Raw genomic sequence first — 15,083 nt, forward strand, 5'->3', positions numbered from 1 at the left:
CCCCCTTACCCGTTACTTTAGGCTATGTACCAGATGTGACCATCAAGGGTATGGTCTTCATTTCATAGATTTTTTGGAGAGTATGGACACGCTTCATCTTCTCATCATCAGCCTCTGTGTGGAGATACCCTTCCACAAGCCTGTACCCGAATACGAGAAGGATTATCTCGTAGACACAATGATCAGCAATTCGGGATACATCGACAAACTCCGAAAAGCCCTTATAATACGCAGGGATACATCGTTGGTAATGTTCGACCATGTGATCGATATTCGGATCATCCGCAATCAGACTTGCGAGATCCTCGCCCAGGTAACCCCATCCGCAGGTATCCCAATCGATAAGCGCGAAATTCCCGTCAGCGTAGATAAGATTGTTTACCCAAAAGTCCCGATGACACAGAACGAGGGGCAATTTTTCAATACGGGCGAATATTTCGTCTGCTTGCTCATCGATGTCGATGAGCATTTGCCGGATGTGCAGAGGCAATTCGCAGTCCTCCGATCGTATATAATCGTAGACGATCGGCCATGACCGGTAATGCAAATACGTATTCTTCATGAGATCCGCATAACTCAGGTTGGTCAGGCTCTGCAGCACGGCGGGTTGCACAGCATACAGCTTGCCCTGAAAGCGCCCTAACTCCAGCGCGGCCTTTTCATACTTGTCACGGGTCAAGTCTAAACCGGTTACGCCATCGATATATTCCAGCCACAGATGGTATTCATTACCTTTGGCATTGTACTCGGCGTGATAACATGTCGGCCAGCGGAGGGCTTGCGAGAAAGTCGCTCCCAAGTCAGACGAATAAAGATCATATTCTCGACGCCATGAACCCGGATCGCCGTAACGCTCCCATTTGTTCTGGATTTTCAGCACTATACGGTAAGGCAATTTTTCGCCATCCACGGTTTCGGCGATCCCCGTTACCAGGTAAACCTTTCCCACAGTTCCGCCCTGTAACGGCATAGTTTGGCACTCGGTGGAGATGATATTCTTCTTGAACCGTTGGTTTAAAGCATAAATCAGCTTTTCAAGTTTAATATTCATTTATTCCTCCATTTTCTTCTTTGTCGATGAGGTAGCGCGTATTATCCTGGATATACTCGTTATCATGTTGCTGGGCATAGATACCCATCTATTGAGAAAACGACAGCCGTTATACCAGCTGCTCAGATGATTATAGCAAATGTAATCCTTTATGTTGGGAAGACTTTAATTATAACTATTCTGCCCGTAAGCAGAGCGGTTAAGGTTATCTTGTCGGCAATCGGAATTTCTAGAAGTATCCGACCCGAATATCGAACTCCTATAAAATAGGTGAATTTGTGTCGCTAGACTACAATGTTGGAGGATTTGTGTCATTGGACACCTAACGAACGACACAAATCTCCCCTAACCTAAAGTTTGGACTTTCACAATAAATAAAACCGCGGTAGCCTTGGACGTGGAAAAAAGTCACAGATTACCGCGGTATATTAAATTATCGTTTTTCGTAAGTAACTGCGTTAGTATTATACCGATCAATGTCAAGTTATTAGTGTACTTCTACTACCACGATACCGAATGGTTTTTCATCTATATTAGCTTCTAATCTCCATAAACCTTTTGAAGGTAACTTGATCACGTTGGTATCAGTTTTAGAACAACCGATTAAAAAAATCAGCAATATTAAATAACCTAAACTCAATACCATAATGTCACCTCCTATAACTTAGAAGAAAGTTTATCCACATGCATGCTTTAAACTTATCCTATTTACCATTTTTGACAATAACGAAAATGATTCAATCTGCGCAAGTAATCTAAATGACAAATCGTCAGTTTACACGAACAACTCAATCTTGAATTGAGTTCTTATTTGGTGATGCCCACACCAGATGAATGGTGTTATATATGTACCTTTCCACACGGTGAACACTTACTTTTGACTCCGCAAGAATATCCATGATATTACGATCCAGATGACAGCCCACTAATCGATTGAACATAGGCTCTATTAACTTTTGGGTTCTATTAATCCATCGATTCGAACTAAGACCATGCTCCATTAACAGTATTTGGCCACCTGGTTTGCAAAAGGAGTTTAATGATTGCAATACTTGAACAGGATTGTCATAGCCGCAAAAGGATAATGTGGATACGATTGTATCAAATGAGCTATCGGGAAAAGAGAGCGATTCAATATCTGATTGCATGAACGTCGCCCGAATTCCACTCTCTGTCGCAGAAACTTTGGCTTTGGATAACATTTCACTACTAAAGTCTACAGCTGTCACCTCAACATCTTTAGGGTAAAAGCTAAAATTTGCTCCAGCACCGACGGCAATCTCCAGTACCTTTCCCTTTGCGCTGCCTAGCAATGTGGATCGCCATCTACGCTCAGATTGTTTCTTTCTTCTCGTCTCATATATGTTGGATTGTTTATCGAATTTACGGATTAATTTTTCTTTACTCACAGCACACCTCCATGAATCGAATGAATCCACAAAAAATGGAGTCAAGAAAGCACTGAGATTACCGTACCTCCAACAGCGGAGAAAAGTACAATCAACCATGTTGGAAGTTTCCATAACATCAGTAATCCAAATGCCGCAACAACAAGACCAAAGTCGTAAGGAGTGTGAATTGCACTTGTCCAAACAGGATTATACAAGGCGGCTAGTAAAATACCTACTACTGCTGCGTTAACACCCTTTAATATCGATTGAAAATTGGGGTGATTACGAATTGCATCCCAAAAAGGTAATGAACCCGTAATAAGCAGAAATGAGGGAAAAAATATAGCGATAACGGCTACTAGTGCTCCCTGCCATCCATTCATCACCGTTCCTAAATAAGCTGAAAAGGTGAATAATGGACCAGGTACTGCTTGAGCTGCGCCATATCCTGTCAAAAACTGAGAGTCGGTAATCCAGCCTATTGGGACTAATTCGGCTTGAAGCATCGGTAGGACGACATGACCTCCTCCAAATACAAGAGATCCGACGCGATAAAAGCTATCGAATACAGCTACCCAATACGAGGACGTCATTTGTCGTAAAAGTGGCAAACCTATCAGAAGGCCCAAGAACAATATCCATGATAAAACAGCAATCCGTCGACTTATGCGAATACTTACTTTAGGTCCTTCTGGTATACCATCTTTCGGTAAGAATAACCTACCAAACAAGCCCGCAGCCGCAATGAGAAAGATTTGACCATACGCAGAAGGCCATACTAGGGAGAGAATGGTGACAAGAATTGCAATCGTTCCTCGTACACGATCAGGAGCAAGCGTTCGAGCCATTCCCCAGACAGCTTGAGCAACAACAGCAACGGCAGCGATCATTAGTCCGTGAAGCCAACCAGCTCCCCCCACATCATATCCACGGAGAAAGTAAGCGAAAGCCATGAGAGCTATTACAGAGGGTAATGTAAATCCAATCCAAGATGCGATGCCTCCTAGCAATCCTGCACGAATCATCCCGATAGATATCCCTACTTGACTACTGGCTGGACCAGGAAGGAACTGGCAAAGTGCAACCAAATCAGCATAGCTTTTTTCATCTAACCATTTTCTTCGGCTAACATATTCATCGCGAAAGTATCCTATATGCGCGATAGGTCCACCAAATGATGTAAGTCCGAGCTTTAGAGATACCCCAAGGACTTCTAGTATTGATCCTTTTGGTTTTTCCTTAACTTCTAATTTGGACTCATTATTCATTATATTAGGCTGCTCACCCATTTTACTTCTTTGCCTCTTTTCACGTTAATTACTTTATTATCGTATGCTGTTTAAAATAACAAGCAATACTGCCCCCGTATCACTTAAAATAGCCATCCATAGTGCCAGTAGCCCAGTACGTCGAACGTGCCAGCCATTAGGCTCGATCGAGAGCTATTCAGATCATCCCCACTTGTCCCGTTTAGCTTGCAGAAACCGAAGAATCAACCGGCAAATATATATCAATCCTAGTCCCCTGTCCTTCGATGCTAGATATGTTAACGTTCCCACCGTGTGATTTGATAATCTTGATTGTTGTCATCATGCCAAGGCCGGTCCCATTCTCTTTCGTTGTATAAAAGGGAGAGCCAATTTTGGAAATTAACTCCTTTGGAATCCCTTTTCCTTGGTCAATGACCTGGATCAGCATAAGCGAAGTACTTGGGATGGAGGCCACGATTTGGATGATACCGCCTCCGGGCATGGCTTCCATCGCATTTTTGATGAGATTAATAAAAACTTGCTTCAACTGCTGCCCAATACATAGTATGGCGGGTAAGCAGGCTATATTTTCGGTTCTGATTTCAATTCTATTGATTAAAGCCTGTGAGCCAAGGAGCAGCACAACATCCTGAATGATTTTATTCATTTGTTCAATCTTAAATTCCTGGGCCTGCGGTTTGGCTAAAAACAGCAATTCACTCGTAATGCTCTCTATCCTACCCAATTCTTCCATCATAACACTAAAATATTCTTTATTGACCCCCGGTACCTTATTCTCAATCAGCTGTACGAACCCTTTTAGAGAGGTAAGCGGATTTCTGATTTCATGGGCAATTGAAGCGGCGAGCTGTCCAACGGCAGTAAGCTGTTCAGACTCTAATAATAGCAATTCATTTTTATTTTCCTGTGTAATATCTCGCGCAACCCCGTACACACCGATAGGTTCATTGTTCACAATGATTGGCATATTGGTAACTTTAACATCTAGGATCTTCCCGTTTTTATGATAAACTCTCGTCTCGTAATGCTGTGTGATGCCCTTGGCTGCTTCCAAAAAGTAATTCATCGTCTTATCCAATTCTTCAGGTGGGATGAGCGGAATAAATGTCATGTCTAGAAGCTCATCTTCGCGATATCCCAACAAACACTCTGTTGCTGGGTTAACACTAAGGTAATTCCCTTTTAGATCAAACGAAAATACCGCATCGGGGTTATATTTAAAAAGCGACTCGTAATGCTGTTCCTTTCGTAATAGGACCCGCTTCTTGCAAGTAATATCTTTAAAGTATACCGAAAGACCATTAGAAGATGGATAGACCCTCACATCAAACCACTTTTCTAAAGAAGGAAAGTTGGCTTCAAATTCCACAGTCACTTGTTCATTAATCGCCTTGATATAGTGTTCATAAAATGACAAATTTAAAGCTTTCGGAAATTCATTCCATAAACATTTACCAATGAGATCCGTTTTCCCATGGAACAGGAGTCTAGACGCTTCGTTGTTCAAGTATGTAAGTATCCAATCGTTATTAACTGCAAAAAATGCATCAGTGACTCGATCAAATACATTAAGTTGTTCAGGAATATCAACCATGTGCTCTCCTCATCTCACAAAAAAGTCAAAAAAGCCTAAATAAAAGGTGCTTTCGCATCTTGTATTTAGGCTTATGTCCAGCACTTTCTCTGGCTCATTACCGCCGAATTATCGACTTGGATTTAAAATAAAAGCGATGACGCTTTTATCAAGGTGAAAATCCCAATCCACAAAAACATCAATCACCTGCGATTTTAAAATATCGGTAAAATGACTGTTGTTATGTAAGTGGTTTTTTTCTAGGTTACGTTTCGCCAGCTTCAAGCTCTCTTCGTGGCCGATCCGAATTAGTTCTTTCTCGATGCTAATTAAAATGCCGTTTCGAATGACAAGAAGTGTTCTTTCATTGATCATACAAGAATGTAGCTCTTCCGGCCTCTTTTGCACTTGGAAACTAATCGTATCAATTTCCTTGTGAAGCTCCTCTTTACCGGTATACCTTTCCTGCAAACCGGCTTGTAAAGAATCGTCATCTGTTTCGATGCCTACCATTACGCCAGAATGATTATGTAATCCCCAATCATAATAAAACTCCCGAATCTGCATGCCTGCAAGCAATAACAAATAGGCTTTAATCTCAGGAATTAATGATTTCATCACGAGGTCTCTCGTATTTTGAATGGAGAAAATCTGGTCCTGCTTAAGAAGTATTCTCTCAGTCGGTGATAAAAAGCTGCGCAAATAGATAACAACGAAAGGACGATTAATACTTACGAAAATAGATTCCGGCCCTTTACCGAAAGCCTCTCGAAGTAATCTGCCAACATGGCCTGCGATTTCATAATTTGTCTGTTTCTCGGTCGTGTTCAAATCATTCATCCTCGGTATAGGCAAAAGCGTATTGTCTTTCACCCTATGCTAATTTTAAATACTTTTACTAAATAAAACAACGAAAAAACCTTCGAATGTATTATTTTTCTTTTTATCCTATTCTATCCCTAACATCAGAAAAATTCTACTAGGGTTATTGACTTGGATTTAAAATGAACACTATGATGCCTTTATCCAGATGAAAATCACAATCAGTAAAGACATCCGTAATTCCTGAATTTAATATGTGCTGAAAATGTGTGTTATTGCTATGCAGATGTCTTTTTTCAAGATTGCGCTCAGCTATTTTTAAACTTTCCTCAAATCCAAGTCGAATGAACTCTTTCCCGATGCTGATCAGAATGCCTTTGCGGATAACTAAGAGTGTTCTTTCATTAATCATGCAGGAATAGATGTCCTCAGGACTCTTATGAATCTGATGGCTGATCTGTTCAACTTTTTGATGAAGCGCCTCTCTTCCTAAGTATTCCTCATGTATGCTTGCCGTAAAATTGTAGTCGTCATCTGATTCGATCCCAACAAAGACGCCTGATTGATTGTGAAGCGCCCAGTCATAATAAAACTCACAAATTTTCATACCGGTATGAATAAGCAAGTAGGCTTTTATTTCCGGGATTAACGATCTCATCACCAGGTCTCTTGTGTGCTGAATGGAATGAAGCTGATCCTGCCTAAGAAGTATTTTCTCCGTTGGCGACAAGAAATTCCGTAAATAAATGACTATATAAGGGCGGTTGATGCTAACGAAAACAGATTGAGGACCTTTTCCAAAAGCATCTCTTAGCAATCTGCCAACATAACTTGCAATTTCGTTTTGAGATTGTTTAACGTTCTTATCCAAAAAATTCATCCTCGACTTAGGTAAAGCATGCATCTTTTACCTTGGTGTAGTATTTACGAAATTAAAAAAAGCCTAAATAGAGTTGTCAGAAACAACTTGTATTTAGGCTTATGTCCAGCGCTGTCTCTGGTTCATTCATGCCAAAAGCGATATTAAAAATATGAGAAACAAACTAGATAACTTTAGGCTAAAGCATTATGTCTTTTACCCCGATTTTTATTGTAATAACTTTTACTAAATAAAACAACCGTTTGTTTCCAGAAGTATAGTATAACCGAAATGCTAATATGGAACGACTGTCATTTGCACATGGTCACCGGCATATAAGAAAAAGTGCTTGTGTGGGTTCACACAAGCACTTTTTCTATAGTTAATGGACGAAGTGCATGGCTTTCGTCCACATGCACAAAGGCGTCGTACCGCCGAGCCATCACTGAGGGAACGTAGTTCCCTCGCTCTGAAGTGGGGCGGTACACGACACCGATGGCACGGTGCCCCAGGACCTCGTGCCCGAGTAACGGATCATCCTTGCTTAGCAGGAGGATCTGATCATACGCGCCAGCGCGATGCATGAGCTCCTCCCAGCTGCCCTGCTGTGCAGCGGGCACTTGCATCGTCGCCATCGGCGCGCCCCAAGATTTCGCGGCAATGACGGTGCCGCGGTAAGTACCGAAGCCAATTGCACACACATCGGCTTCGCCGTGAGCTTCGCGCATAAGCTGGCCGACGTTGATCATGCCGTCGGTCATCATATCGGTTGCACGCGCATCGCCAATGTGTGTGTTATGCTCCCAGACGATAACTTTGGCGTCTGAGCCGTGGTGGAGGGCGAGGCGGCGCAGTGCCTCGACCATGTGTCGGTCGCGGACGTTCCAAGATTCCGCGTCATGCTTGACCATGGTACTGTAATAATCCTCCGCGTTTACGGCAACAAGCGCGTTTAATTCTGCACTAAGGGCGGCTTCGCTATCCTCGTCGTACCGCACTCGTCTCACGTGAAGCTCCTTCAGCAATTTCACGACATCGTCCTTACAGCTCTCGCCGTAGAAAGCCGCAGAAACGCCGTAGTTTTGCCCCTCTTTATCATAGGAATCGAAGCACTCAAAGGCTTTACGGGCTAAAGCTAACTGCTCAGGTGTGCCTTTTTCCTGCAGGTAGCGTTCAATTTCTTCCAAGGATTCCCATAAACTATAAACATCAAGTCCATAGAAGCCGACGCGCTGCGCCATCGGCTTGTCTTCATTATGCTTTTTTAACCAATCTATTAACTCCCCAACTTCTTCATTTGCCCACATCCATGTTGGCCAGCGATTGAACCCTTCCATCACTGCACGGGCGTTTGGTTTCGCATCCTTATACTGCTTCACATACCGGTTAACCTCATAGCAGGAAGGCCAATCCCCTTCAACCGCTATGAAGGAAAATCCCTTCGTTTCAATCAATTTACGGCTCAATTCCATGCGCAGCTTATAAAATTCGGAAGTACCATGCGTGGCTTCACCAAGTAAAACATACTTCTTATCGCCAATCGCTTCGATTAATACCTCCAAGTCATCTGTACTGTTCAAAGGCACAGCCTGTTTCTTGATCTGTTGCACGATAAGTTCATCCATGTTCACTTGAGTTACTCCTATTCATAATGAGTTTTCTTACGTAGTATGCACAAAAATACAAAGAAAAAGCGCTTCACGGGAAGCGCTTTTTTCTGAAAATTAGTATACCAAGAACATGCTTCCATAGTTGAATGGGAACGGTTAACAGTGAACATCATTAGTTTGCTGTTTGGACTCCCGAAGAATTCGCTGACCGCCATTTGATTTCCGCTTTTGTAGATCATCTTAAATCTTCCAAAAACATAAAAATTAGCATCAAATTTATGAGAGTGCGATATCAGTCACTTTTGTAGGAATAATACTACTTCCCCATGGCCAATTATGGTTAATCATTAGTTTAATGGTATAATTAACTATAGATAATCTAAAATACATATAGTGAGGCGGTAATTAGAATGGAAACAGTTAATCAAACAATAACGGTAGAAACCACAGTACATGTACCAGTTGAAAAAGTGTGGAAATACTGGACAGAACCGCAGCATATAACGAAATGGTCTTTTGCTTCTGATGATTGGCATGCACCAAATGCCGAAAATGATTTAAGGGTAGGCGGCAAATTTCTTACAAGATTGGAAGCAAAGGATGGAAGCTTTGGATTTGATCTTGGTGGAGTTTATGATGAAGTGAGAATTAATGAATTTATTTCTTACACTTTGGGAGATGGAAGAAAAGTTGCAATCACTTTTATTCGTCAAGAAAACGATACTAAGGTAATTGAATCTTTTGAAGCAGAAACTACTAATTCCATTGAGATGCAAAAAGCAGGCTGGCAGGCGTTTCTAGACAACTTTAAAAAATATTGTGAAATTTCTAAATAAGATTAGGATAAAGTACATCGAGGACGTTATTCGTGAGTCGGATTCAAATTTCCTGCCCGTGTAAGTGAGAGAAGGCAACCATTCCACTTGGACTGGCTGCCTTTTCTGCTGTCCGCACTACGAAACCAATCGTCACCTACAATATAATACTGCTCGTCAGGGACCTTTATTTCCTTCAAATTTGTTTCCTTGCTATTTAAAAAGTCTTTAGCATTATTACTAAAATTATTGCGAATGTTATCAGCTAAATCAGATCGATTTGCTGCCTCTTGCAATTCTTCAATGCTCATTCCAAGTCTGTGTGCTTGCCCGTAAAAGGTATCAAGTTTTCTTCCGTTTATATAAATCTGACCTTTATCAATGCGGATTTTCTCTCCAGGCAAGGCGACAATTCTTGAAATTTCATTCTCGCTCAAATTAATTTTGGAGTTCTCCAACTTTGGATTTTTATAAAATACGATTTCCCCTCTTTGAACGTCATTTGATTTGTAATAGGTTTGATCGACTACAATCTCGAAGCCATCGAACTCATGATGACCCCGATCCATGTTGTCATAACTGTGATTGTATACATTCTTACCTTCAACGGAGTTAATTATATTCATATCCTGTTTTGTTACATTATCTTGAAGCGACTCTACGGTGCAAGCAGTTAGTAAAACAGTCATTAACAAAAGAAATACGCTTAATTTCATTAGCTCACCTCCAAAAGTATCCTATAAATATTATACTTCAAAAGGATAGTTATTCTTCCATATTTTGTGATAAATTAACGAACACCTGCATCAAATAAATGATATCCTTTTAGCATAAAATGTTTTCCTGTCAATCTTAATCGTTGGAAAGAGACTGGTTGTTTTCCCATCGCCACTCGCCATTGTTCTTCCGTTCCTACAAAAAAGGTAAGTTTATCAGGGAACTTTTCAATTTGTCCATGGGGTCCACCCTGCCCGCCCCCTGATGTGCCCTGTCCATGGATCATTGGCACGTTTGTTGGTATTTCAATTAATCGACCATCTTGTTCAACATAAATTAAAACCATTGTTCCTGAAACATTCTTGCTTGTAGTCATTAGTTTTCCAGAAGGTGGGACCTCATAGATAAAAGTGCGTTCCTCTTTTTTTAAAGCAGGAAAACCAGGTTGTTCGTATGTAACCTCAACCCATCCCGTAAACCCTTTTGGCAATAAGAACTTATGTGTAGGTACCTCCGTTATATTTAATAAAATAATGCCTCCAATCACAATGGAAATAGTTATTATCGCAATGAAGAATGGAATTATTAAATTAGAAAGATGTGCCTTATTTATCATTACCGATCTCCCTACTTCCTTACTTAGTCCTTTATATCTTAGACAGAGGAATTGATATTTATTAGAGTTCAATGATCTTTGTAGCCACATTTTCACAAAATTCACTGTCATGCTCCACAAAAAGAATAGTTGGTGAGTATTCAAGCAGCAACTCCTCAATTTGCATACGAGAGATAACATCAATAAAATTAAGCGGTTCATCCCAAATATGCAAATGAACTTCTTCGCAAAGACTTTTTGCAATCAGCACTTTCTTCTTTTGCCCTCCGCTAAAATCTGAAATATCCTTCTCAAATTGGACTCTTGAGAAATCAAGCTTTCTTAGAATCGATTTAAAAAGGCCTTCATCAATCCCCTTGCTGGCTGCATACTCCGATAAATTACCTTTAAGATGGGAAGTATCTTGGGATACGTAGGATATTTTCAACTGACTGTCCCTTATAAGGTTGCCTGTATAGCTTAGATCTTCACCACAAATAAGTTTGATAATACTTGATTTCCCAGAGCCATTCTTACCCGAGAGTGCAATTCGTTCACCTTGTTGGATAATAAAGCTAATATCTGCACAAACCATTCTCTCTCCATAAAAAATCGATAAATGATCCAGCTCAGCCAGTTGGGCTTTTTGAAAAACAAGTTGCGAAATTTCTAAGCTGTCAGAGTTTTCAATATTTTTTAGGAGTTTCGACTTTTCATCAATAGCAGCCTGCTGTCTTTGTGCAATTGATTTAGAACGTTTCATCATTTTAGCAGCCTTGTGGCCAATGTACCCTTTATCTACTTTAGAACCAGAATTTCTTGTTCCATTTTTCGTTTTCTCCACTTCATGTGACCAGTTTCCCGTCCGTTTAGAAGAATCCGATAAGCGTTTAATATCTTTTCTAAGTTTATCATTCTCTGCAAGTTCAAAGTTATCTTGTCTCTTTTTATTTTCCCACCAACTTGAAAAATTACCTCTTTGAATTTCTATATTGGTCTTATTGATTGAAAGTATATGATCTACACAGTTATCCAGAAATGACCTGTCGTGAGACACCAAAATATATCCTTTTTTGGTATTGAGATAATCACTGATAAGTTTTCTTGCATTCCTATCAAGATGATTCGTTGGCTCATCAATTAAAAGAAAACTATTTTCCTTAATAAATAATGCTGCGAGTAATACTTTCGTTTGTTCCCCGCTAGACAATGAATTAAAAGGCCGATATAAAACATCTTCAGAAACCTTGAGCAGTGAAAGTTCACGTACTAGTTGCCAGTGCAGATAGTCCGGAAATATGTCGCTGATTACATCGAGCGTATTATTCTCTTTATTTTCCACATAGAAAGGGAAATATTCAAAAACCACATTAGCTGTAATATTTCCGCTATATTCATATTTACCTAGCAACAGGTTAAGAAATGTCGTTTTGCCCCTTCCATTTCTCCCGGTAAATCCCAACTTCCAATCCGTATCGATTTGAAAACTTACGTTCTCAAATATGTTATCGTAACTGCCCTCATAGGCAAACGACAGATTTGTAACACTTATTAATGACATAACATTATCCTCCTGTATGAAATAATAAAAGCCACAAGAAAGTTACTTTCTTGTGGCTCAAATAAATACAACAAATCTAGCCCCCTAAGGAATTAGATAAGGATATATGTTTGAGTAAAAAGAATAAGTAACTTTCTTGCATATAAAGAATAAAACATGCGAAATAAACCTCTCGCTTTTGTCGTTTTATTTTTTTATATTCGCAAGAAATATTACATTAAACTTTTCAACTCCATTCATTAATTAAATGGAATCATATCATACTCATTTTTTTATTTCAACTCACAAGGTCATCAAGATATCAGTGGACATTAAGGAAGATGACCACTGACCAGTTCAGGGACCATCTCCTTGCCATCTTCTTCTGAGATGGCTTCGTTAAGGGAACACACCGCTGTTAGTCATTATTACAACAACCTTTTTCTCCTCCGTTCAAGTGCCCGGACCGCTCGATTTTCGTCTTCAAATATTTCTCGTTATATTCGGATACATCTCCCCAAAGCTGCACACGATCCTCTACATCCAGTCCTGCTTTACTAAGTGCATCTAATTTTTTGGGATTGTTTGTGATCAGCGTGACCGGCTTTGTCCGAAGTGCTTTTAAAACCTTTATCGCGTCGCTATAATCACGTGAATCATCAACAAAACCAAGTTGAAGATTGGCATCCACCGTATCGTATCCGTTTTCTTGTAGAATATAGGCAAGAGCTTTGCTAAAGAGCCCGATACCGCGTCCTTCATGATTAGCTAGATAAAATAACGCGCCGCTTCCATGGTCGGCAATATGTTTCAACGACTGATTGAGCTGATAACCACAGTCACATCGCTTACTGCCGAAAATATCTCCGGTATGACAGATGGAGTGAAACCGAATTAAGGCATGATCTGCATTTTGAAAATCTCCATGTACGAGTACACTCGACTGTTGATATTCCGCTAAATTAGCAGAAGATAATTTGGCGACAATACGTTCAAAATCTTCAGTCGCTTCGTTGCAATTGAGCCAGCAGTACCACTTAAACTGGACTGTCTCTCCATTTAAGTTAACCGGCAGCTTAATGGGTCCGACAAGATATACTGCTCTTTCTTCGTCCGTTTTGATCAGTTTTATTTTCTCTTGTAACAGCGAAATTACTTTAGGATCAAATTTTTGCACGACAGGCATGGATACTTCTCCTTTTCAATCTACATGGGTATACGGACTTAGCCCCCTTAGCCATGCACCAAATTAACGGAAATAATACCGCCGCCATACCAATTAACATCACGATCGGCTAATCGAATTCATCATGTTTATTTAAATTGCCAACAGCTTAGGCTTAGATTCCCGTATTGATAGCTGCGGTGAAGCAGATTCGCCTGACGATTGGTGTCACCAGATCCCATTGCAAGAAACAGCGGAATAAAGTGCTCACTTGTTGGCACGGCTTCTTGAGCATGAGGAGCCAGTTTATGATATTGAAATAGCGCCTCTGTATCCCATGACTCGAGCTTATTCTGGAGCCAATTGTCAAACTGTTCAGCCCAATCATCGTTTCCTTCAGACTGCCACTTCAATCTTCTTAAATTGTGGACTGTTCCTCCGCTTCCGATAATGAGAATATCCTGTTCCCTAAGTTCCGACAACGTTTTGCCGATTTGATACTGCTGCTCGTTGCTTAGATTACGATTCACGGATAGTGCGACAACCGGGATATCCGCCTCAGGATAAAGTAACTTCAAAACCGCCCAAGCCCCGTGGTCCAGTCCTCTACTCTCATTCAGAACGCTCGGAATGCCTTTCTTTTCAAATAATGCCCGAACATGCTCGCTTAGAGAACGATCACTCTTGGCCGGGTAGGTCATCGTATAAAGCTCATCCTGAAACCCGCCAAAATCATAGATGGTTTCATACGTTTCAGTAGCACTGACTGTCTGTACCGACTCTTCCCAATGAGCGCTAAAGAGTATGATTGCTTTCGGTCTAGGTGTATTGTTCTTAAAATTCTTAAGCAGTTCTGTGTATTCGTTATCCTCAAGCACGATTGATGGCGCGCCATGCGCGAAAAAATAGGAAGGCATCATAGCATTTCTCACTCCTTTGTTGTAATCAAACCAGCATCCTGATTAAGCCAATTTAGAAAATCAAACTGGTTCTCTTCCGATACCCCATGGTCCGTCGGATATAAATGAAATGTTAAGCGCGGCGTCTGCTCCTTGAAATATGCCGCTGCCTCGTGACCTATCCGTACTGGAAATACAGAATCATACTCGCCATGGGAAATAAACACGGATACATCTTTCACGCTTCGCAATGGATACTCCGTTTTCACAAAGTCAGGAACGTACCCGTTTAGCGAAACGATTCCCTTCAGCTCATTTCCCATCGTAAGTGCAAGTGTCATCGACAGAATCGCACCTTGGCTAAAGCCAAGCAAATACCGTTTGCCTGGATCGATCGGATATTTTTCCGTCGCATATTGAATGAATGCTTCAAGTTGACTTACCGCTTCGTCAAACATCTCTCGGATAGGATTACCCAAACTTTTCAAATCATAATACTGGTAACCTGCTCCAAGCGGTAAATTACCGCGAATACCGATAATGATAAAATTATCAGTCAACGGAGCTACCAAACCGAACATATTTTTTTCATTGGAGCCTTTGCCATGCAAGGTAAAGACTGCCGGATATTTCTTGTCTGGGTCCATATTCGCCGGTAAATGAACATCATATGAATAAGCAGAAATCATAAAAATCCTCCTCGTTTTAATTATTTAGCTAAAGCATCTACATTGGTATATCCCGAAAAATATTAGTAATAAATAAATAATGTTTA

Annotated in this window: 15 protein-coding genes; 1 reads left to right on the plus strand and 14 read right to left on the minus strand. The window is 40.7% G+C overall.

Features of this window, described 5'->3' with window-relative positions; genetic code table 11:
• Positions 1–22: 22 nt before the first annotated feature.
• The 8 genes from ACSQ8O_RS25885 to ACSQ8O_RS25920 all read right to left on the minus strand — a co-directional run bounded on the left by ACSQ8O_RS25885 (position 23) and on the right by ACSQ8O_RS25920 (position 8,592).
• Entirely contained in the window at positions 23–1,051 is a 1,029-nt protein-coding gene (locus ACSQ8O_RS25885; protein ID WP_436243998.1) for an aminoglycoside phosphotransferase family protein, read from the minus strand.
• Positions 1,052–1,538: 487 nt separating this feature from the next.
• On the minus strand, positions 1,539–1,697 hold the full coding sequence (locus ACSQ8O_RS25890; RefSeq protein WP_436243999.1) for a hypothetical protein: 159 nt from the start codon (positions 1,695–1,697) through the stop codon (positions 1,539–1,541).
• Between the two features lie 142 nt (positions 1,698–1,839).
• Positions 1,840–2,460, minus strand: a complete 621-nt coding sequence (locus ACSQ8O_RS25895) for a class I SAM-dependent methyltransferase (protein ID WP_436244001.1) — start codon at positions 2,458–2,460, stop codon at positions 1,840–1,842.
• Between the two features lie 41 nt (positions 2,461–2,501).
• On the minus strand, positions 2,502–3,710 hold the full coding sequence (locus ACSQ8O_RS25900) for a chromate transporter (RefSeq protein WP_436244002.1): 1,209 nt from the start codon (positions 3,708–3,710) through the stop codon (positions 2,502–2,504).
• Between the two features lie 202 nt (positions 3,711–3,912).
• Positions 3,913–5,307 carry a PAS domain S-box protein gene (locus tag ACSQ8O_RS25905; RefSeq protein WP_436244003.1) on the minus strand — a complete coding sequence of 465 codons (1,395 nt, stop codon included), beginning with the start codon at positions 5,305–5,307 and terminating at the stop codon, positions 3,913–3,915.
• Between the two features lie 108 nt (positions 5,308–5,415).
• A complete protein-coding gene (locus ACSQ8O_RS25910) occupies positions 5,416–6,117 on the minus strand; it encodes a Na-translocating system protein MpsC family protein (protein ID WP_436244004.1) in 702 nt (233 codons plus the stop codon).
• A 154-nt stretch (positions 6,118–6,271) separates the two neighbouring features.
• A complete protein-coding gene (locus ACSQ8O_RS25915) occupies positions 6,272–6,988 on the minus strand; it encodes a DUF2294 domain-containing protein (RefSeq protein WP_436244005.1) in 717 nt (238 codons plus the stop codon).
• Between the two features lie 338 nt (positions 6,989–7,326).
• A complete protein-coding gene (locus tag ACSQ8O_RS25920) occupies positions 7,327–8,592 on the minus strand; it encodes an erythromycin esterase family protein (protein WP_436244946.1) in 1,266 nt (421 codons plus the stop codon).
• A 395-nt stretch (positions 8,593–8,987) separates the two neighbouring features.
• Here ACSQ8O_RS25920 and ACSQ8O_RS25925 point away from each other — a divergent pair, with 395 nt between their 5' ends.
• Positions 8,988–9,413, plus strand: a complete 426-nt coding sequence (locus ACSQ8O_RS25925) for an SRPBCC family protein (RefSeq protein WP_436244006.1) — start codon at positions 8,988–8,990, stop codon at positions 9,411–9,413.
• Between the two features lie 26 nt (positions 9,414–9,439).
• Here ACSQ8O_RS25925 and lepB read toward each other — a convergent pair whose 3' ends face one another.
• From lepB to ACSQ8O_RS25955, 6 genes are all read right to left on the minus strand, one after another.
• Positions 9,440–10,108: a signal peptidase I gene (gene lepB, locus ACSQ8O_RS25930; protein WP_436244007.1), complete on the minus strand. Its 669-nt coding sequence runs from the start codon at positions 10,106–10,108 to the stop codon at positions 9,440–9,442.
• A 74-nt stretch (positions 10,109–10,182) separates the two neighbouring features.
• On the minus strand, positions 10,183–10,725 hold the full coding sequence (locus tag ACSQ8O_RS25935; protein WP_436244008.1) for a DUF6843 domain-containing protein: 543 nt from the start codon (positions 10,723–10,725) through the stop codon (positions 10,183–10,185).
• Positions 10,726–10,786: 61 nt separating this feature from the next.
• Entirely contained in the window at positions 10,787–12,265 is a 1,479-nt protein-coding gene (locus tag ACSQ8O_RS25940; RefSeq protein WP_436244009.1) for an Lsa family ABC-F type ribosomal protection protein, read from the minus strand.
• A gap of 397 nt (positions 12,266–12,662) precedes the next feature.
• The gene (locus ACSQ8O_RS25945) at positions 12,663–13,430 is read right to left on the minus strand and encodes a GTP cyclohydrolase II (RefSeq protein WP_436244010.1); all 768 of its coding nucleotides are present in this window, start codon (positions 13,428–13,430) and stop codon (positions 12,663–12,665) included.
• Between the two features lie 128 nt (positions 13,431–13,558).
• On the minus strand, positions 13,559–14,329 hold the full coding sequence (locus ACSQ8O_RS25950) for a DODA-type extradiol aromatic ring-opening family dioxygenase (protein WP_436244011.1): 771 nt from the start codon (positions 14,327–14,329) through the stop codon (positions 13,559–13,561).
• Between the two features lie 8 nt (positions 14,330–14,337).
• Positions 14,338–14,997: an alpha/beta hydrolase gene (locus ACSQ8O_RS25955; protein WP_436244012.1), complete on the minus strand. Its 660-nt coding sequence runs from the start codon at positions 14,995–14,997 to the stop codon at positions 14,338–14,340.
• Positions 14,998–15,083 lie beyond the last annotated feature (86 nt).

The organism is Paenibacillus sp. LjRoot56 (assembly GCF_964253335.1).
Taxonomy (GTDB): domain Bacteria; phylum Bacillota; class Bacilli; order Paenibacillales; family NBRC-103111; genus Paenibacillus_E; species Paenibacillus_E allorhizoplanae.

Bases quoted from the DNA above. Each gene is read 5' to 3' on its own strand.
- ACSQ8O_RS25885 (WP_436243998.1), bottom strand. From the start codon at position 1,051: ATGAATATTAAACTTGAAAAGCTGATTTATGCTTTAAACCAACGGTTC.
- ACSQ8O_RS25890 (WP_436243999.1), bottom strand. From the start codon at position 1,697: ATGGTATTGAGTTTAGGTTATTTAATATTGCTGATTTTTTTAATCGGT.
- ACSQ8O_RS25900 (WP_436244002.1), bottom strand. From the start codon at position 3,710: ATGAATAATGAGTCCAAATTAGAAGTTAAGGAAAAACCAAAAGGATCA.
- ACSQ8O_RS25905 (WP_436244003.1), bottom strand. From the start codon at position 5,307: ATGGTTGATATTCCTGAACAACTTAATGTATTTGATCGAGTCACTGAT.
- ACSQ8O_RS25915 (WP_436244005.1), bottom strand. From the start codon at position 6,988: ATGAATTTTTTGGATAAGAACGTTAAACAATCTCAAAACGAAATTGCA.
- ACSQ8O_RS25920 (WP_436244946.1), bottom strand. From the start codon at position 8,592: ATGGATGAACTTATCGTGCAACAGATCAAGAAACAGGCTGTGCCTTTG.
- ACSQ8O_RS25925 (WP_436244006.1), top strand. From the start codon at position 8,988: ATGGAAACAGTTAATCAAACAATAACGGTAGAAACCACAGTACATGTA.
- lepB (WP_436244007.1), bottom strand. From the start codon at position 10,108: ATGAAATTAAGCGTATTTCTTTTGTTAATGACTGTTTTACTAACTGCT.
- ACSQ8O_RS25935 (WP_436244008.1), bottom strand. From the start codon at position 10,725: ATGATAAATAAGGCACATCTTTCTAATTTAATAATTCCATTCTTCATT.
- ACSQ8O_RS25940 (WP_436244009.1), bottom strand. From the start codon at position 12,265: ATGTCATTAATAAGTGTTACAAATCTGTCGTTTGCCTATGAGGGCAGT.
- ACSQ8O_RS25945 (WP_436244010.1), bottom strand. From the start codon at position 13,430: ATGCCTGTCGTGCAAAAATTTGATCCTAAAGTAATTTCGCTGTTACAA.
- ACSQ8O_RS25950 (WP_436244011.1), bottom strand. From the start codon at position 14,329: ATGATGCCTTCCTATTTTTTCGCGCATGGCGCGCCATCAATCGTGCTT.
- ACSQ8O_RS25955 (WP_436244012.1), bottom strand. From the start codon at position 14,997: ATGATTTCTGCTTATTCATATGATGTTCATTTACCGGCGAATATGGAC.